This window comes from Streptomyces sp. NPDC058086 (genome assembly GCF_042885015.1).
Lineage (GTDB): Bacteria > Actinomycetota > Actinomycetes > Streptomycetales > Streptomycetaceae > Streptomyces.
Genome location: NZ_JBHVST010000001.1, coordinates 131,687 through 148,448, shown reverse-complemented (window position 1 = coordinate 148,448; position 16,762 = coordinate 131,687). Strand labels below are relative to the sequence as shown.

Below are 16,762 nucleotides of genomic sequence, written 5' to 3'. Positions count from 1 at the left end.
GCCCATAGGGTGCTGGACATGAGCATCATCGGGGTCGGTATCGACGTGGCCGAGATCGACCGGTTCCTGGCGGCGCTGGAGCGTACGCCGGGGCTGGCCCATCGGCTCTTCCTGGATCAGGAGTTGCACCTGCCGAACGGGGAGCGCCGCGGCATCGCGTCCCTGGCCGCGCGCTTCGCCGCGAAGGAGGCGGTCGCCAAGGCGCTGGGCGCTCCGGCGGGCATGCACTGGACGGACGCGGAGGTCTACGTCGAGGACAGCGGCCGGCCGCGGCTGCGGGTCACGGGGACGGTGGCGGCGCGCGCGGCCGAACTGGGCGTCCGCTCGTGGCATGTGTCGCTGAGCCATGACGCGGGGGTGGCCTCGGCGGTGGTGGTGGCGGAGGGATAACGGGGGGGTAGAGGCAGGTCCGGGGAGGCGGGTTGTCCGGCGGCCGGAGCGGCGCGGTGAGCCCGCGTACGGGAGACTCGACCCATGCGTACTGCGTACAGCGTGGAGACGGTCAGGGCGGCAGAGCGTGAGTTGATGGCGCGGCTTGCGGAGGGTGCGCTGATGCAGCGCGCCGCGGCCGGACTGGCCGCTGCCTGCGCGGACTTGCTGGGACGGGTGTACGGCAGCCGGGTCGTGCTGCTCGTGGGCAGCGGCGACAACGGGGGCGACGCCCTGTACGCCGGGGCCCGGCTGGCGCGGCGGGGGGCGGGGGTCACCGCCGTGCTGCTCGCGCCCGAACGGACGCATGGCGCGGGCCTGGCCGCGCTGCGGCGGGCCGGGGGCACGGTGGCCGGGTCCGGCGCCGCCGAGGAGTTGATCCTGCGGGCCGACCTCGTCGTGGACGGGATCGTCGGCATCGGGGGCAAGGGCGGGCTGCGGCCCGAGGCGGTGCCGCTGGCCGAGTACGCCGCGGACTCCCGGGCGGCCGTGGTCGCCGTGGACCTGCCGAGCGGGATCGAGGCCGATACGGGAGAGGTCCGGGGCACCGCCGTCCGCGCCGATCTGACGGTGACCTTCGGGACGCACAAGCCCGGGCTGCTGATCGACCCGGGGCGTGAGTACGCCGGTTCCGTACGCCTCGTCGACATCGGGCTCGAACTGCCCGAGGAGGCCGAACTTGAGGCCCTTCAGCATGCGGACGTGGCGGCGCGGCTGCCGGTGCCCGGGGCCGAGAGCGACAAGTACCGGCGCGGGGTCCTCGGGATCGCGGCCGGGTCCGCGCGGTATCCCGGGGCCGCCGTGCTCGCCGTGTCCGGGGCCTTGCGGGGTGGGGCGGGGGCGGTGCGGTACGTCGGACCTGCGGCGGATGCCGTGATCTCCCGCTTTCCCGAGACGCTCGTGTCGGACCAGGGGCCCGAGCGGGCCGGGCGGGTCCAGGCATGGGTGGTGGGGCCCGGGGTCGGGGACGACGCGTCGGCGGTCGCGCAGGTGCTCGGGGCGGATGTGCCGGTGCTGGTGGACGCGGACGGGCTGCGGCTCGCGGACCGGTCCGCCGTACGGGCCCGCACCGCGCCCACGCTGATGACTCCGCATGCCGGGGAGGCGGCGGCGTTGCTCGGGGTTTCACGGGAGTCGGTGGAGGGGGCTCGGCTGGCGTCGGCGCGGGAGTTGGCGCTTCGGTACGGGGCGACCGTGCTGCTGAAGGGGTCGACGACGCTGGTCGCCGATCCGGCGGGCGGTGCGGTGCGGGTGAACCCGACGGGGACGGGGTGGCTGGCCACGGCCGGGAGCGGGGACGTGCTGTCGGGGCTTGCGGGGTCGTTGCTCGCGGCGGGGCTGTCGGCGTTGGACGCGGGGAGTGTGGGCGCGTATCTGCATGGGCTGGCGGGGAGGCTCGCGGCGGATGGGGCGCCCTTGGGGGCGCACGATGTCGCGGCGGCGATTCCGGAGGCCTGGCGGGACGTCCGCGACGCGCTCCGCTGACTGCGCCGTTCTTTGTCCGCGGGGCGGTGGGGGGCTTGTCGCGCAGTTCCCCGCGCCCCTGGGGTGGGGTTTCGCCCCAGCCCCCCGGGTGGGTTTGTTGGCTGAGGGCGGGTGGGCGCTGGGCGCGCGGTTCCCCGCGCCCCTTACGGGGGCGCTGCGTTGCCCATTACGGGGGACCCCGTCCGCGCGGCTCACCCCGGCTCGCCCCGGGGTTGCGTATCGCTGGTCGCATGATGATGAGCAGACGAATGAGATGCCGGACCGTGGGGGCGCTCCTCGCGCTGCTGGTGGTGATGCCGGCGGAGAGCGCGGTGGCGGAGGCCGGGCCCCCGGCGCCCGGGCCGGGGAGCGAGCTGGTGCCCGGCGTGGCGCCGGGGCCGCATCAGCCGTGGCTGGTGGACACGCCGGACCAGATGCTGCCGCCCAAGGTGTACACACCGAGCGCGCAGGAGGACGCCGTCGAGCCGAGGGACGCCCCCGCGGAGACGGACGCGCTCATCGAGTACATCCCCCTCATCGAGGCCGTCGCGGGCAAGTCCGTGACGTGCTCCAAGCTGACCGGGCCGTACCAGCGGCAGGTCGAGCGGTGGCTGAAGCTGAAGGTCGACGGGAAGCAGTCGGCGAGGGACTGCGCCGCCATCCGGGCGTTCCAGACGAAGGAGGGGATCAAGCCGAACACCGGCTTCGCCGGCCCCGTCACCTGGGCCCGGATGCAGCTGATGTCCGCGAAGAAGAACCCGAACGCGGCCCGGAAGTGTCCCGTGCGGTCGTATCGGGTCGCGTGTGTGGATCTGACCCGGCAGCTCACCTGGGTGCAGAAGGGGAAGAAGGTGCTGTGGGGACCGGTGCCGATGCGCAGCGGGCGGGCCGGGTACCGGACCAGGACCGGCTGGTTCAAGGTCTACTGGAAGCACAAGAGCCACTGGTCGACGCTGTACAACACCCCGATGCCGTACAGCCAGTTCTTCAGCGGCGGAGAGGCCTTCCACGCCATCTACGGCAGCGTCTACGACCCGAACGGCTCGTACGGCTGTATCAATCTGCGTCTCGCCGATGCCCGCTCCCTGTGGAACGTCACCAAGACGGGCGACCACGTGTACGTGTGGGGCCGCAGGGCCGGTACCTGACCGTCCTCCGGGGGCTCTCGGGCCCCTCTGAGACACTGGGGGCGCGATGAACGACACAGCACCCCTGCGCGCCCGCGCAGAGATCGACCTGGCCGCTCTGCGGGCCAACGTGCGGACCCTGCGTGCCCACGCGCCGTCCGCGGCCTTGATGGCCGTGGTCAAGTCCGACGCGTACGGCCACGGGGCGGTCCCGTGCGCCCGCGCGGCGCTGGAGGCGGGCGCCACCTGGCTCGGCACCGCCACCCCCGAGGAGGCCCTCGCCCTGCGCGCGGCCGGCCTGACCGACAGCCGGATCATGTGCTGGCTGTGGACGCCGGGCGGGCCGTGGCGGGAGGCCGTCGAGGCCGACCTCGACGTGTCGGTGAGCGGGATGTGGGCCCTGCGGGAGGTCACCGCCGCGGCCGAGGCGGTCGGGACGGCCGCCCGGGTCCAGCTCAAGGCCGACACCGGGCTCGGGCGCGCCGGCTGCCAGCCCGCCGACTGGCCCGAACTCGTGCGCGAGGCGCTGCGCGCCGAGGAACGCGGGCTGATCGACATCACCGGTCTGTGGTCGCACTTCGCCTGCGCCGACGAACCCGGGCATCCCTCCATCCAGGCCCAACTGAACCTTTTCCGCGAGATGGTGACGTACGCCGAGGAGCGGGGCGTGCGCCCCGAGGTGCGGCACATCGCCAACTCGCCGGCCACGCTGACCCTCCCCGAGAGCCACTTCGACCTCGTACGGGCGGGGATCGCGGTCTACGGCATCTCGCCCAGCCCGGAGATCGGCACCCCGGCCGACTTCGGGCTGCGCCCGGTGATGACGCTCAGCGCGTCCCTCGCGCTGGTGAAGCACGTACCGGGGGGCCACGGGGTCAGTTACGGGCATCACTACGTCACCGCGGGTGCCACCACCCTCGGCCTCGTCCCCGTCGGCTACGCGGACGGCGTGCCGCGCCACGCCTCCGGCACCGGACCGGTGCTGGTGGGCGGCAAGTGGCGGACGGTGGCGGGGCGGGTCGCGATGGACCAGTTCGTGGTCGACCTGGGCGGGGACGAACCGGTGGCCGGTTCGGAGGCGATCCTGTTCGGTCCGGGCGACCGGGGCGAGCCGACCGCCGAGGACTGGGCGCGGGCGGCGGGGACGATCGCGTACGAAATCGTCACCCGGATCGGAACCCGAGTGCCGCGCGTATACGTGAATAAGGAACAAGGCGGGTAACCCGCAAGGAGTACAGGGGGTGCCCCGCGTAGGACAACAGGGCAACAGGACATAGTTGCACCATCAGTGGTACCTCCGGCACCACCTTCAGCACGACCGGCACCACCTTCTGAAGTGAACGACACCCCGGCGAAGAGGAGCGGTACGTGAGCGAGAGCAGCGCGGAGGCCGTCACGGACGTCGCCGCGGCGGCCGTCGCCTCCGCCGCCGGGAACTGGCGCAAGGCCGGTATCGCCGGCGTCGCCATAGGCGTGGTCGCCGCGGGCGCCGCCGCCGGAGTCGCCATAGAGCGGCTCACGGTGGGCCGCGGCATGCGCAGCAAGGCCCGCCTCGCGCTCGACTCGACGGGCCCCTACGGCTCGCTGCGCGGCACGCCCGGCAAGGCGTACGCCGACGACGGCACCGAGCTGTACTACGAGGTGGACGACATCGAACAGGATGTGACGTTCACCCCGCGTCGGCGGCGGCTCTTCGGGCGCAAGGCTCCCGCCCCCGTCACCGTCGTCTTCAGCCACGGGTACTGCCTCAACCAGGACTCCTGGCACTTCCAGCGGGCCGCGCTGCGCGGTGTGGTGCGCACGGTGCACTGGGACCAGCGCAGTCACGGCCGCTCCGGGCGCGGGGTCGCGCAGACGCAGGACGGCACACCCGTCTCCATCGACCAGCTCGGCCAGGACCTGAAGGCCGTCATCGACGCGGCCGTGCCCGAGGGCCCGATCGTGCTGGTGGGGCACTCCATGGGCGGGATGACCGTCATGGCGCTGGCCGACCAGTACCCGGACCTCGTCCGCGAGCGGGTCGTCGCCGTCGCGCTCGTCGGTACGTCGTCGGGGCGGCTCGGCGAGGTCAACTTCGGGCTGCCCGTCGCGGGCGTCAACGCGGTGCGGCGAGTGCTGCCCGGTGTGCTGAAGGCGCTCGGTCAGCAGGCCGCCCTGGTGGAGCGGGGGCGGCGGGCCACGGCCGACCTGTTCGCGGGGATCATCAAGCGGTACTCGTTCGCGTCCCGGGACGTCGACCCGGCCATCGTGCGGTTCGCCGAACGGATGATCGAGGGCACTCCGATCGACGTCGTCGCGGAGTTCTACCCGGCGTTCACCGAGCACGACAAGACCGAGGCGCTTGCGTACTTCGCCGAACTGCCGGTACTGGTGCTGGCCGGGGTCGGCGACATGGTGACACCGAGTGAACACAGCGAGGCGATCGCGGATCTGCTGCCGGACGCCGAACTGGTGCTCGTCCCGGACGCCGGGCACCTGGTCATGCTGGAGCATCCCGAGGTGGTCATAGACCGTCTTGCCGACCTCCTGATGCGTGCGGGCGCCGTCCCGGCAGGGGCTACCGTGGGTGGCTATGGAAGCACCAGCAGCAGCGCACAACCCGGCTGAGGCCGCCGCCGAGGGCGTGAACGTCCGGATCACCGTCAACTCGCCCGAGCAGATGCGGGAGTTGGGCCTTCACCTGGCCAAGCTGCTGCGCGCGGGCGATCTCGTGATGCTGAACGGGGAGCTCGGCGCGGGCAAGACGACGCTGACGCGCGGGCTCGGCGAGGGGCTCGGCGTACGGGGCGCGGTCACCTCGCCGACGTTCGTCATCGCCCGTGTGCACCCCTCCCTGGGTGACGGTCCGCCGCTCGTGCACGTGGACGCGTACCGGCTGGGCGGTGGCCTCGACGAGATGGAGGACCTCGACCTCGACGTGTCGCTCTCCGACTCGGTGATCGTCGTGGAGTGGGGCGAGGGCAAGGTCGAGGAGCTCACCGACGACCGGCTCGACGTCGTCATCCACCGGGCTGTCGGCGACACCACGGACGAGGTACGGCATGTCACGCTCACCGGGCTCGGGGAGCGCTGGGCGACGACCGATCTGAGCGTGCTCGCGGCCTGATCACCCTGGGTGAGGGTGCCGGGGGCGTGAAGGTTCCGACAAGTCGTCGGCAAGATGTTGCGTTCGGCGTCTCGGCCGTGGTCACATGGACCTCAGTCCGTAGTTAGGTCTACCTAACCACGCTTGCCCCCGAATCCCCAGGAGGCGTCCATGTCGGCTTCGGAACGTGACGTGCCGGTGCGGCCGGTGCAGCAGCCGTGCGGTGGGGTGTCGATGCGGGATCTGTTGGCGTCGTGTGCGGCCGCCGACGCGGTGTCCAGGCCGCCTCGGGCGCCCGTGCCGGAGGCGCCGCGTGCGACTGAGCGGTCCCGCAAGGCGGCGTGAGCGCTCCGCTGGAGGACGGTTCTTCGGCTGCGGGCCCGGTGGGGGCTTGTCGCGCAGTTCCCCGCGCCCCTAAGGGCGCGCTTCCGCACAGGTCCGTTGACTGGTCAATGACGACGACTACCGGATGACGACGACCTTCACGCCGATCGTCGCGAAGTTCCACATCGCGGTGCCGTCCTTGCGGGACTCCCGGATGCCGCCGAGTTTCTTGGTGGAGTCGGGGGAACCCGTGGAGCCGTCTATGGCGGAGCTGAAGCCGATCGTCACGCCGTCGACGAGGGCGAAGCGGACGACGTGCTCGATCTGGGCGCCGTCCGATCCGGTGACAGCCTTGGAGCGGGAGGTGACGGCGTAGCTGCCGACCGCGGGGTCCACCGTGCCGGCGGTGACCTTGAAGGTGCGCTCGGTCCTGTTGTTCGCGGCGACCAGCCATACGCGGTCGTCGTCGACCGAGTAGACGACCCGCTCACCCCTGCCGGAGGCGATCGGCAGCGCCACCGGGTTCTTCTTGTCCCGGGGTGCCTTCGTGGTGGGGACCTTGGGGGTCGCGCCCGCGAGGGGCTTGCTCAGGGTGTCGGGCACGTTCGCGGACGCCTGGTAGGCGAGGAAGCCGACCACCGCGACAGCCGCCGCGGTGAGCCCGGCCACGAATCCCGAGCTGCTCCTAGCCACCTTGTGTACCCGCCTCTCGTACCGCGTTCGTGTCCATTACGTCCTTTGTGGTGACGGTAGCAGCCGCTACCACGCAGACCGGGGCGGCCGTGCGTCGCGCTCGGGCGCCGTAGGCTGTTTGCGTGCTCTTGCTCGCTCTGGATACCGCCACCCCCGCCGTGACCGTCGCCCTGCACGACGGCACGTCCGTCATCGCCTCGTCGAGCCAGGTGGACGCGCGCCGGCACGGAGAGCTGCTGCTGCCGGCCGTCGACCGGGTGCTCGCCGAGGCAGGCCTCAAGCTGGACGCCGTCACCGGCATCGTCGTGGGCGTAGGCCCCGGCCCGTACACGGGGCTGCGTGTCGGCCTCATGACCGCCGACACCTTCGGCCTCGTGCTCGGCGTGCCCGTGCACGGTCTGTGCACCCTCGACGGGCTCGCGTACGCCGCCGACGGCACCGGCGTCGAGGGGCCGTTCGTCGTCGCGACGGACGCCCGGCGCAAGGAGGTGTACTGGGCGCTGTACGACGACCCCCGTACGCGTGCCTCCGAGCCCGCCGTCGACCGGCCCGCCGACATCGCCGGGACGGTTGCCGGTCTGCCCGCCGTGGGCGCGGGTGCGCTGCTCTATCCCGACACCTTCCCGGACGCCCGTGCTCCCGAGCATGTCTCGGCGGGCGCGCTCGCGTCCCTGGCGGCGGAGAAACTCGCCGCGGGCGAGGAGCTCGTGGCGCCCCGGCCGCTCTACCTGCGCCGCCCGGACGCCCAGGTGCCCAAGAACTACAAGGTGGTCACCCCGAAGTGACCGCCGAGCTGCGCGAGATGCGCTGGTGGGACATCGATCCCGTACTGGAGCTGGAGAAGGACCTCTTCCCCGAGGACGCCTGGTCGCGGGGGATGTTCTGGTCCGAGCTGGCCCACGCCCGCGGGCCCGGGGCGACGCGCCGGTACGTGGTCGCGACCGAGAGCGGCCGGCTCGTCGGATACGCCGGGCTCGCCGCCTCCGGCGACCTGGGCGACGTACAGACCATCGCCGTACGACGTGATCAGTGGGGCACCGGCCTCGGCGCCCGGCTGCTGACCGAACTGGTGCGGGCCGCGACCGCGTTCGAGTGCGCCGAGGTCATGCTCGAGTGCCGCGTGGACAACGTCCGCGCGCAGAAGCTGTACGAGCGCTTCGGCTTCGAGCCCATCGGCTTCCGCCGCGGCTACTACCAGCCGGGCAACGTCGACGCCCTGGTCATGCGGCTGCACACCGCGACCGACAGCGGCTCCACCGCGGGTTCACCCTCAGTAAACGGCGTACAAGGAACAGAGAGCAATGGCTGACGAACCGCTGGTCCTGGGTATCGAGACCTCCTGCGACGAGACCGGCGTCGGCATCGTCCGCGGCACCACGCTGCTCGCGGACGCCATCGCGTCCAGCGTCGACGAGCACGCCCGCTTCGGCGGCGTCGTGCCCGAGGTCGCCTCCCGCGCCCACCTGGAGGCGATGGTGCCGACCATCGACCGGGCACTCAAGGACGCGGGGGTGAGCGCGAAGGACCTGGACGGCATCGCGGTCACCGCCGGTCCCGGCCTCGCCGGCGCCCTCCTCGTCGGCGTCACCGCCGCCAAGGCGTACGCCTACGCGCTCGGCAAGCCCCTGTACGGCGTCAACCACCTCGCCTCCCACATCTGCGTGGACCAGCTGGAGCACGGCCCGCTGCCGGAGCCGACGATGGCCCTGCTGGTCTCCGGCGGTCACTCCTCGCTGCTGCTGTCGACCGACATCACCTCGGACGTCCGCCCGCTGGGCGCGACCATCGACGACGCGGCCGGCGAGGCCTTCGACAAGATCGCGCGCGTGCTGAACCTGGGCTTCCCCGGCGGTCCGGTCATCGACCGGTACGCGCGCGAGGGCGACCCCTCGGCGATCGCGTTCCCGCGCGGCCTGACCGGCCCGCGCGACCCGGCGTACGACTTCTCCTTCTCCGGGCTGAAGACGTCCGTTGCCCGCTGGATCGAGGCCAAGCGGGCGGCGGGTGAGGAGGTGCCGGTGCGTGACGTGTCGGCCTCCTTCCAGGAGGCGGTCGTCGACGTGCTGACTCGCAAGGCCGTACGGGCCTGCAAGGACGAGGGCGTCGACCACCTGATGATCGGCGGTGGCGTGGCCGCCAACTCACGGCTGCGGGCGCTGGCCCAGGAGCGCTGCGAGGCCGCGGGGATCCGGCTGCGGGTGCCGCGGCCGAAGCTGTGCACGGACAACGGGGCGATGGTGGCCGCGCTGGGCGCGGAGATGGTCTCCCGGAACCGGGCCGCCTCCGACTGGGACCTGTCGGCCGACTCCTCACTGCCGGTGACGGACCCGCATGTGCCCGGTCGTTCGCACGAGCACGGCCATGATCATGATCACGTGCACGAGGTCTCGAAGGCGAACCTGTACTCATGACCGTCGCGTTGATGTGGGAGGCGCGGGCCGTCCCCGGGCGGGGCGAGGAACTGCTCGCCTGGGTGCGGGGACAGGAGCCGGCGAGGCAGCCGCTGCGGCGGGAGATCCTGCGCGCGCCGCAGGACCGGGTGCTCGTCATCACCTGGTGGGATGCGGCCTATGACGCCGATCTCCCCGAACTCCCCGAGCCTGACGAGGGGTTGGTGACCCGGGCGGTCCATCGGTGGCGGTTCGAGTCGGTCTCCTGACGTCTTCGTTTCCGTCTTCGTTTCCGGCTGGGCTTCACGCCGACCTCGCTTTTCCGGAAGACTCCTGCAAAGTTTCGTCCGTGGGTGTGGAACGGTAGAGGGGCGGTTCGACGTGTCGACGGAGGTGGGCGCAGTGGCCCGGGAGAGCATCAAGAACAAGGTGACGATCACCGAGATCGCCCGGCAGGCCGGCGTCTCGGTGCCCACCGTGTCGCGTGTCGTCAACGGCCGCTCCGACGTCTCGCCGGAGACCCGGGCCCGCATCGAGGACCTGCTGCGGCGCCACGGCTACCAGCGCAGGTCGTCCGCGCCCGGAGACCGGGCGGCCCTGATCGACCTGGTCTTCAACGACCTCGACAGCCCCTGGGCCGTGGAGATCATCCGGGGGGTCGAGGAGGTCGCGCACGCCTCCGGGGTGGGCACGGTGGTGTCCGCCATCCACGGTGCGTCGGGCTCGGCCCGGCAGTGGATGACCAATCTGCGCGCCCGCGCCTCGGACGGCGTGATCCTCGTGACCTCGGTCCTCGAACCCCGGCTGCACGAGGAGTTGCGGCGGCTCGGGGTGCCGCTGGTCGTGGTCGATCCGGCGGGGTCCCCGACCCTGGACATACCGACCGTCGGCGCCGCCAACTGGGCGGGCGGGATGGCGGCGACGGAGCATCTGCTCGGGCTCGGGCACCGGCGGATCGGCTTTGTTGCGGGGCCGGTGCGGTTGCTGTGCTCGCGGGCGCGGCTCGACGGGTACCGGGCGGCGCTGGACGGGGCGGGCGTCGCGGTCGACGACGCGCTGATCGTCCCGGGGGACTTCTACCACCAGGCCGGCTTCGACGGCTGCAACACGCTGCTCGACCTGGAGGAACCGCCGACCGCGGTGTTCGCGGCGAGTGACCAGATGGCGCTCGGGGCGATCGAGGCGTTGCGTCGGCGGGGGTTGCGGGTGCCCGAGGACATGAGTGTCGTCGGGTTCGACGATCTACCGGAGGTCCGGTGGTCGGCGCCGCCGCTCACGACGGTGCGGCAGCCGCTGGCGGACATGGGGAAGTTGGCCACGCGCACGGTGCTGCGACTGGCCCTTGGTGAGGACCCGGTTTCTCCTCGGGTCGAGTTGGCGACTGAGTTGGTCGTGCGGGCGAGTACGGCGCGACGGGGTTGAGGGGCGCCTCAGGGGCGGGATGTCTGAGGGCGGTTCGGCGGCTGCGGGTGATTCGTGGCCGGTCGCGCAGTTCCCCGCGCCCCTGAAGGGGCGCTGATCCCGGCGTGCCCGAAGGGGCGCGGGGCTGTGTACATCAGCGGCTCCGCCGCGGGGCGCGACCAGCCCCCACCGGCCCGCACTCGAAGAACTTCCGATATTTGTCAGGGGCGTTGACACGGCTGTCCCGCACCCGTAACTTCCGGCGCACTCGGCCGATAATTTTCGGCTCTCTTCCGGAAGGTGTGCGATGCGAGCGTTGGGCAACACCTACACCTCTTTCTCCCGCCGGAGGTTCCTGGCGGCATCCGCGGCGACCGGACTGGGCGCGGCCGCCCTGAGCGCGTGCGGTTCCTCCGACAGCGGGAACAGTTCGGGCAAGACCACGATCGAGTGGTGGAACATCACCACCACCCAGCCCGCGAAGAAGTTGTGGGCCCAGCGCGCCAAGGACTTCGAGGCCGCGCACCCGGACGTGAAGGTCAAGGTCGTCACGCTGGAGAACGAGGCGTACAAGTCGAAGATGACCGCGCTGACCACCTCCGGAAAGCTTCCGGACATCTTCCACACCTGGGGCGGCGGGGTCCTCAAGCAGCAGATCGACGCGGGTCTGGTCGAGGACCTGACCGACAAGACCGCCTCCTGGACGAAGGACTATGTGCCCGCCTCGCTGGCGGCCTACCAGTTCGACAAGAAGACGTACGCGGTCCCGTTCGACATCGGCATGGTCGGCTTCTGGTACAACAAGGCGCTCTTCAAGAAGGCCAAGATCGGCACCCCGCCCACCACCTGGTCCGGCTATCTCGACACCATCAGGGCCCTCAAGAGCGCCGGGATCACGCCCATCGCGCTGGCCGGCAAGGAGAAGTGGCCCGGCATGTACTACTGGGCGTATCTGTCGATGCGCGTCGCCGGGCTGGAGGCGATGCAGAAGGCGGCCACCGACGCCGACTTCACCGGCGAGGGGTTCGTCACGGCCGGCCAGCACCTCAAGGACCTCGTCGCGCTCGAACCCTTCCAGAAGGGTTTCCTCGGCGGGGCCTACTCCGACCCCAACGGTGAGGCGGCCCTGATGGGCAACGGCAAGGCGGCCATGGAACTGATGGGCCAGTGGGCGCCGACCGTCGAGAAGGACTCGGGCAAGGGCATCGGCGACGACCTGGGCTTCTTCTCCTTTCCCTCCGTGGAGGGCGGAAAGGGCGCGCTCACCGAGGTGTTCGGCGGAGGAGGCGGCCACGCGGTGCGCAAGGGGGCGCCGGACGCGGCGGTGGAGTTCCTGAAGTTCTTCGCGGAGAAGGAGTTCGCCGAGACACTCGTCAAGGAGACCGGCCTGATACCGGTGTCCAAGGACGCGCGCCCCGCGCTGACCGACCCCAACCTCACCGCCGTGTCGGACGCCCTGAACAACGCCACCGGCTTCCAGCTCTACCTCGACCAGGCATACGCCCCCGCCGTCGGCCAGGAGATCAACGACAGTGTCGCCGCGCTCATCGCCGGCTCCAAGTCGCCCGAACAGGTGACGCGTTCGGTGACCCAGGTTGCCAAGAGCGAGAAGAGCTAGCGGCCGGCGATGACGCACTCGACCTCGACCTCGACCGCGTCGACGTATGTGCCCCATCGCGGCAAGTCGACCGGCGTGACGGCCGTTTCACCGGGCCCAGGGCCCCGCCGTCCCGCCCTGCGGCGCGTGCGCGACTGGTTCGCGGCCTTCGTCTTCACCATCCCGGCGCTCGCCCTGTTCGGGATGCTCGTCCTCCTCCCGATGGGCTACGCGTTCTACGTCAGCTTCTTCAACTGGGGCGGATTCGGCTCGCCCACCGACTCCGTGGGGTTCGACAACTACACCCGGCTCTTCCACGACCCGGTGTTCCTCGGGGACCTGTGGCGCGGCTTCCTGCTCATCGCCTTCTCCCTCGTCCTCCAGCTCCCGTTCGCGCTCGCCATGGCCGTGCTGCTCAACCAGAGACTGCGCGGCCGGGCCGTCTACCGGATGCTGTTCTTCGCGCCGTACATCCTGTCCGAGGTCATCACCGGCGTGCTGTTCAGCATGATCTTCGCGCCGGGCGGCGGACTCGCCGACAAGGTCCTCGGCGCGGTCGGTCTCGACGGCCTGGGCGGGCTCTGGTTCGCGGGTCAGAACACCGTCCTGCCCACCCTCTTCCTGGTCATGACCTGGAAGTACTTCGGCTTCCACATGATGCTCTACCTGGCAGGCCTCCAGGGCATCCCGGCGGAGCTGCACGAGGCGGCACGCATCGACGGCGCCGGCAACTGGCAGCGCTTCCGCCACGTCACGCTCCCGCTGCTCGCGCCGACCCTGCGGATCAGCGTGTTCCTGTCCGTGATCGGCGCCATCCAACTCTTCGACCTGGTCTGGGTGATCTCCGCGGGCGGTCCCGACCACCACTCCGAAACCATGGTCATCAGCATGTTCCAGTACGGCTTCAAGCGCTACCAGATGGGCTACGCCAGCGCGATCAGCGTGGCGATGTTCCTGATCAGCCTCGTCTTCGCCCTCGCCTACCAGCGTTTCGTGCTGCGCCGTGACACCGAAGGAGCCATCACCACCATGCGAGCAGGCCGATGAGCGCGGTCGTGAAGAGCACGGTCCCGGAAAACACGGTCCCTGAGAGCAGCAGGGTCCCGAAGAGTGTCGTACGCCGTCGCAGGCTGCGCTCGCTGCCCGTGTACGTGATCCTGTGGCTGGTCGGCGCCGTCATGGTGACCCCACTGCTGTACGCCCTCGTCTCCGGCTTCAAGTCCACCGACCAGCTCTCCAGCAACACCTTCGGCCTTCCCCACCCCTGGGTGACCTCGAACTACACCTCGCTGCTCGGCTCGGGACCGTTCTGGCGGTCCGTCGGCAGCAGCACCCTCATCGCGGTCGCCACCGCCCTGCTGACCGTGGGGGCGTCGGCGCTCGCCGCCTACGCGCTCGCGCGGTTCGCCTTCCGGGGCAGGGAAGTGCTCTTCACCGTCTTCACGATGGGGCTGATGTTCCCCTTCGCGGTGGCGATCCTGCCGCTGTTCATCCTGCTGCGCACCTTCGGGCTGCTGGACAACCCCTGGGGCGTGATCCTGCCCCAGGCCGCCTTCGGCCTGCCCATGACGATCGTCATCCTGCGCGGCTTCTTCCGGGAGATCCCCGGCGAGCTGGAGGAGGCCGCCACCCTCGACGGCTGCTCCTCGTTCGGCTTCTTCTGGCGCATCCTGCTGCCGCTGGCCCGCCCGGCGCTCGGCACCGTCTCCGTCCTCGCCATCGTGGGCAGTTGGAACAACTTCCTGCTCCCCCTGCTCGTCTTCAGCGAACCCACCTGGTGGACGGTCCCCGTCGGCATCCAGCAGTTCCAGGGCCAGTACGCCTCCGACGTGGCCCGCATCTTCGCCTATCTGGTCCTCGCCATGGCGCCCGCCCTGGCCTTCTACGCGGTCGCCGAACGACAGCTGATCGGCGGCATCACGCTCGGCGCGACCAAGGGCTGAGCGCCGGCCCCTCCCGATGCCCCTGTGGATGTGAGGAGTTACATGACCGACCCCTGGCAGGACCCCGCTCTGCCCGCAGGCGTCCGCGCCGCCGACCTGCTTGCCCGTATGACCACGGAAGAGAAAGTCGCCCAGCTCTACAGCGTGTGGCCCGGCTCGAACGAGACCCCGGGCGGGGACATGGCGCCGCTGCAGCACGCCCTGTCCGAGGACATCGACCTGACGCGGCTGCTCCCGCACGGGCTTGGCCAGCTGACCCGCCCCTTCGGCACCGCGCCGGTCGACCCGGCCGAGGGCGCCGCCCGCCTCGCCTCCCTCCAGGAACGCATCCGCTCCGCGAACCGCTTCCGGCTGCCGGCGCTCGCCCACGAGGAGTGCCTCACCGGGTTCACGGCCTGGCGGGCGACCGTCTTCCCGACCCCGCTCGCCTGGGGCGCGAGCTTCGACCCGGCCCTGGTGAAGGAGATGGCGGCGGCGATCGGCGCCTCGATGCGCTCGGTCGGCGTCCATCAGGGCCTCGCCCCGGTCCTCGACGTCGTACGCGATCCCCGCTGGGGCCGTACGGAGGAGTCGATCGGCGAGGACCCCTACCTCGTGGCGACCGTCGGCACGGCCTATGTCCAGGGCCTGGAGTCGGCGGGTGTCGTCGCCACGCTCAAGCACTTCGCCGGCTACTCGGCCTCCCGGGGCGCCCGCAACCACGCGCCCGCCTCGCTCGGCCCGCGCGAACTGGCGGACGTCATCCTGCCGCCGTTCGAGATGGCCGTACGGGAGGGCGGGGCGCGGTCGGTGATGGCCTCGTACAACGACCTCGACGGGCTGCCCGCCCACGCGCACCGCCGACTGCTCACCGAACTCCTGCGGGAGGAGTGGCAGTTCACCGGCACGGTCGTGGCCGACTACTTCGGGGTGTCCTTCCTGGAGACCGCGCACGGGCTCACCGACTCGCCCGCGGGGGCGGCCGGGCTCGCGCTCGCGGCGGGCGTGGACGTCGAGCTGCCCGCCGTGCGCTGCTACGGCGCCGGGCCCCTCGACGAGGAGTTCGTGGACCGGGCCGCGCTGCGGGTGCTGACGCAGAAGTGCGAACTGGGGCTGCTGGACCCCGACTGGGCACCGCCCGCCGACTCCGCATCCGCCGATCTCGATCCGCCGCACATGCGGGCGCTGGCCCGGCAGTTGGCGGAGGAGTCGGTCGTCCTGCTGGCCAACGGGGGTACGTTGCCGTTGGCGTCCGGGGTGCGGCGGATCGCCGTGCTCGGTCCGCTGGCCGACGATCCCGCGGCCATGCTCGGCTGCTACACCTTCCCCCGCCATGTCCTCCTCGACCACCCCGAGGTCGAGATGGGGGTGGGCGTGCCGACGCTGCTGGAGGCGTTGCGCGCAGAGCTGCCGGACGTGGAGTTCACCGACGATCCGGTGGCCGCCGACGTGTGTGTGGTGGCGGTCGGCGACCGCTCGGGGCTGTTCGGGCGGGGCACCTCGGGCGAGGGGTGCGACGCGGCCGATCTCGAACTTCCCGAGGGGCAGGGAGAGTTGGTCGACAAGACGCTGGCCTCCGGGACACCGGTCGTGCTGGTACTGCTCTCGGGGCGGCCGTACGCGCTCGGGCGCTGGGCGGACCGGTGCGCGGCGGTGGTGCAGGCGTTCTTCGCGGGACAGGAGGGGGGTCCCGCGGTGGCCGGGGTGCTGTCCGGGCGGGTGAACCCGTCGGGGCGGCTCCCGGTGAGCGTGCCGCGCGAGCGGGCCGGACAGCCGTGGACGTATCTCACGCCGCCGCTCGGACAGCGCAGCGGGGCCAGCAACCTCGACCCGACGCCGCTGTTCCCGTTCGGACACGGGCTGTCGTACACGACGTACGACTGGCAGGCGCCGTCGGTCGACGACACCGCGTTCCCGACGGACGGCGAGACGACCCTGCGGCTGACCGTCCGCAACACGGGGGAGCGGGCCGGTACCGAAATCGTGCAGCTCTATCTCCACGACCCGGTCGGCAAGGTGGCGCGGCCGGTGGCCCGGCTGGTGGGCTACGCGCGGGTGCCGCTGGAGGCGGGCGCGTCGGCGGAGGTCCACTTCACGGTCCCGGCGGACCTGGCCGCGTACACCGGCCCGGACGGCGACCGGATCGTCGAACCGGGGGAGCTGGAGCTGCGGTTGGGGGTGTCCAGCGCCGAGGGCGAGGTGCGGTACGCGGTGCCGGTGACGCTGACCGGGCCCGAGCGGGTGGTGGGTCGGGAGCGGCGGATGCGGTGCGAGGTGCGCGTGAAGTGAACCGTCGGTTCGCGCGGCGCCGAATGTTTCCTGCCAGTTGT

At 71.5% G+C, this 16,762-nt stretch carries 17 protein-coding genes; 15 read left to right on the top strand and 2 right to left on the bottom strand.

The genetic code is table 11. From position 1 onward, the window contains the following. Positions 1 to 18: 18 nt before the first annotated feature. From ACFVWD_RS00625 to tsaE, 6 genes are all read left to right on the top strand, one after another. On the top strand, positions 19 to 390 hold the full coding sequence (locus ACFVWD_RS00625; protein ID WP_060895278.1) for a holo-ACP synthase: 372 nt from the start codon (positions 19 to 21) through the stop codon (positions 388 to 390). Positions 391 to 474: 84 nt separating this feature from the next. Beyond that, the gene (locus tag ACFVWD_RS00620; RefSeq protein WP_389593061.1) at positions 475 to 1,914 is read left to right on the top strand and encodes an NAD(P)H-hydrate dehydratase; all 1,440 of its coding nucleotides are present in this window, start codon (positions 475 to 477) and stop codon (positions 1,912 to 1,914) included. A 248-nt stretch (positions 1,915 to 2,162) separates the two neighbouring features. Continuing rightward, positions 2,163 to 3,041 carry a L,D-transpeptidase family protein gene (locus ACFVWD_RS00615; RefSeq protein WP_389593059.1) on the top strand — a complete coding sequence of 293 codons (879 nt, stop codon included), beginning with the start codon at positions 2,163 to 2,165 and terminating at the stop codon, positions 3,039 to 3,041. A gap of 46 nt (positions 3,042 to 3,087) precedes the next feature. Continuing rightward, on the top strand, positions 3,088 to 4,242 hold the full coding sequence (gene alr, locus ACFVWD_RS00610; protein ID WP_389593058.1) for an alanine racemase: 1,155 nt from the start codon (positions 3,088 to 3,090) through the stop codon (positions 4,240 to 4,242). A 146-nt stretch (positions 4,243 to 4,388) separates the two neighbouring features. After that, positions 4,389 to 5,627 (top strand): alpha/beta fold hydrolase, encoded by a 1,239-nt coding sequence (locus tag ACFVWD_RS00605; protein ID WP_389593057.1) that lies wholly within the window; start codon positions 4,389 to 4,391, stop codon positions 5,625 to 5,627. Continuing rightward, on the top strand, positions 5,593 to 6,126 hold the full coding sequence (tsaE, locus tag ACFVWD_RS00600) for a tRNA (adenosine(37)-N6)-threonylcarbamoyltransferase complex ATPase subunit type 1 TsaE (RefSeq protein ID WP_389593055.1): 534 nt from the start codon (positions 5,593 to 5,595) through the stop codon (positions 6,124 to 6,126). The genes ACFVWD_RS00605 and tsaE overlap by 35 nt, the downstream gene beginning before the upstream one ends. 113 nt (positions 6,127 to 6,239) lie before the next feature. Here the strand turns inward: tsaE and ACFVWD_RS00595 are convergent, their stop codons facing one another. Both ACFVWD_RS00595 and ACFVWD_RS00590 read right to left on the bottom strand, forming a co-directional pair. Beyond that, positions 6,240 to 6,440 (bottom strand): hypothetical protein, encoded by a 201-nt coding sequence (locus ACFVWD_RS00595; RefSeq protein WP_389593053.1) that lies wholly within the window; start codon positions 6,438 to 6,440, stop codon positions 6,240 to 6,242. A gap of 127 nt (positions 6,441 to 6,567) precedes the next feature. Next, positions 6,568 to 7,122 (bottom strand): hypothetical protein, encoded by a 555-nt coding sequence (locus tag ACFVWD_RS00590; RefSeq protein WP_389593051.1) that lies wholly within the window; start codon positions 7,120 to 7,122, stop codon positions 6,568 to 6,570. A gap of 122 nt (positions 7,123 to 7,244) precedes the next feature. Here ACFVWD_RS00590 and tsaB point away from each other — a divergent pair, with 122 nt between their 5' ends. From tsaB to ACFVWD_RS00545, 9 genes are all read left to right on the top strand, one after another. Continuing rightward, positions 7,245 to 7,907 (top strand): tRNA (adenosine(37)-N6)-threonylcarbamoyltransferase complex dimerization subunit type 1 TsaB, encoded by a 663-nt coding sequence (gene tsaB / locus ACFVWD_RS00585; RefSeq protein ID WP_384909253.1) that lies wholly within the window; start codon positions 7,245 to 7,247, stop codon positions 7,905 to 7,907. 17 nt (positions 7,908 to 7,924) lie between these two features. Continuing rightward, positions 7,925 to 8,431 (top strand): ribosomal protein S18-alanine N-acetyltransferase, encoded by a 507-nt coding sequence (gene rimI / locus ACFVWD_RS00580; protein ID WP_389593237.1) that lies wholly within the window; start codon positions 7,925 to 7,927, stop codon positions 8,429 to 8,431. Continuing rightward, positions 8,424 to 9,533, top strand: a complete 1,110-nt coding sequence (gene tsaD, locus ACFVWD_RS00575) for a tRNA (adenosine(37)-N6)-threonylcarbamoyltransferase complex transferase subunit TsaD (protein WP_389593049.1) — start codon at positions 8,424 to 8,426, stop codon at positions 9,531 to 9,533. Before rimI ends, tsaD begins: the two co-directional genes overlap by 8 nt. Next, the gene (locus ACFVWD_RS00570; protein WP_389593048.1) at positions 9,530 to 9,781 is read left to right on the top strand and encodes a hypothetical protein; all 252 of its coding nucleotides are present in this window, start codon (positions 9,530 to 9,532) and stop codon (positions 9,779 to 9,781) included. Before tsaD ends, ACFVWD_RS00570 begins: the two co-directional genes overlap by 4 nt. 112 nt (positions 9,782 to 9,893) lie before the next feature. Continuing rightward, positions 9,894 to 10,934: a LacI family DNA-binding transcriptional regulator gene (locus ACFVWD_RS00565; RefSeq protein ID WP_384909257.1), complete on the top strand. Its 1,041-nt coding sequence runs from the start codon at positions 9,894 to 9,896 to the stop codon at positions 10,932 to 10,934. Between the two features lie 286 nt (positions 10,935 to 11,220). Continuing rightward, on the top strand, positions 11,221 to 12,531 hold the full coding sequence (locus tag ACFVWD_RS00560) for an extracellular solute-binding protein (protein ID WP_389593046.1): 1,311 nt from the start codon (positions 11,221 to 11,223) through the stop codon (positions 12,529 to 12,531). Between the two features lie 9 nt (positions 12,532 to 12,540). Beyond that, on the top strand, positions 12,541 to 13,557 hold the full coding sequence (locus ACFVWD_RS00555; protein WP_389593045.1) for a carbohydrate ABC transporter permease: 1,017 nt from the start codon (positions 12,541 to 12,543) through the stop codon (positions 13,555 to 13,557). 131 nt (positions 13,558 to 13,688) lie between these two features. Next, a complete protein-coding gene (locus ACFVWD_RS00550; RefSeq protein ID WP_248003692.1) occupies positions 13,689 to 14,453 on the top strand; it encodes a carbohydrate ABC transporter permease in 765 nt (254 codons plus the stop codon). 42 nt (positions 14,454 to 14,495) lie between these two features. Further along, positions 14,496 to 16,721, top strand: a complete 2,226-nt coding sequence (locus tag ACFVWD_RS00545) for a glycoside hydrolase family 3 N-terminal domain-containing protein (RefSeq protein ID WP_389593044.1) — start codon at positions 14,496 to 14,498, stop codon at positions 16,719 to 16,721. The last annotated feature ends 41 nt before the right edge of the window (positions 16,722 to 16,762 follow it).

What these genes read in the sequence shown, in the direction of transcription:
- ACFVWD_RS00625 (WP_060895278.1), top strand. Translation starts at nt 19, where the DNA reads ATGAGCATCATCGGGGTCGGTATCGACGTGGCCGAGATCGACCGGTTC.
- ACFVWD_RS00620 (WP_389593061.1), top strand. Translation starts at nt 475, where the DNA reads ATGCGTACTGCGTACAGCGTGGAGACGGTCAGGGCGGCAGAGCGTGAG.
- ACFVWD_RS00615 (WP_389593059.1), top strand. Translation starts at nt 2,163, where the DNA reads ATGAGATGCCGGACCGTGGGGGCGCTCCTCGCGCTGCTGGTGGTGATG.
- alr (WP_389593058.1), top strand. Translation starts at nt 3,088, where the DNA reads ATGAACGACACAGCACCCCTGCGCGCCCGCGCAGAGATCGACCTGGCC.
- tsaE (WP_389593055.1), top strand. Translation starts at nt 5,593, where the DNA reads ATGGAAGCACCAGCAGCAGCGCACAACCCGGCTGAGGCCGCCGCCGAG.
- rimI (WP_389593237.1), top strand. Translation starts at nt 7,925, where the DNA reads ATGCGCTGGTGGGACATCGATCCCGTACTGGAGCTGGAGAAGGACCTC.
- tsaD (WP_389593049.1), top strand. Translation starts at nt 8,424, where the DNA reads ATGGCTGACGAACCGCTGGTCCTGGGTATCGAGACCTCCTGCGACGAG.
- ACFVWD_RS00570 (WP_389593048.1), top strand. Translation starts at nt 9,530, where the DNA reads ATGACCGTCGCGTTGATGTGGGAGGCGCGGGCCGTCCCCGGGCGGGGC.
- ACFVWD_RS00560 (WP_389593046.1), top strand. Translation starts at nt 11,221, where the DNA reads ATGCGAGCGTTGGGCAACACCTACACCTCTTTCTCCCGCCGGAGGTTC.
- ACFVWD_RS00555 (WP_389593045.1), top strand. Translation starts at nt 12,541, where the DNA reads ATGACGCACTCGACCTCGACCTCGACCGCGTCGACGTATGTGCCCCAT.
- ACFVWD_RS00550 (WP_248003692.1), top strand. Translation starts at nt 13,689, where the DNA reads ATGGTGACCCCACTGCTGTACGCCCTCGTCTCCGGCTTCAAGTCCACC.
- ACFVWD_RS00545 (WP_389593044.1), top strand. Translation starts at nt 14,496, where the DNA reads ATGACCGACCCCTGGCAGGACCCCGCTCTGCCCGCAGGCGTCCGCGCC.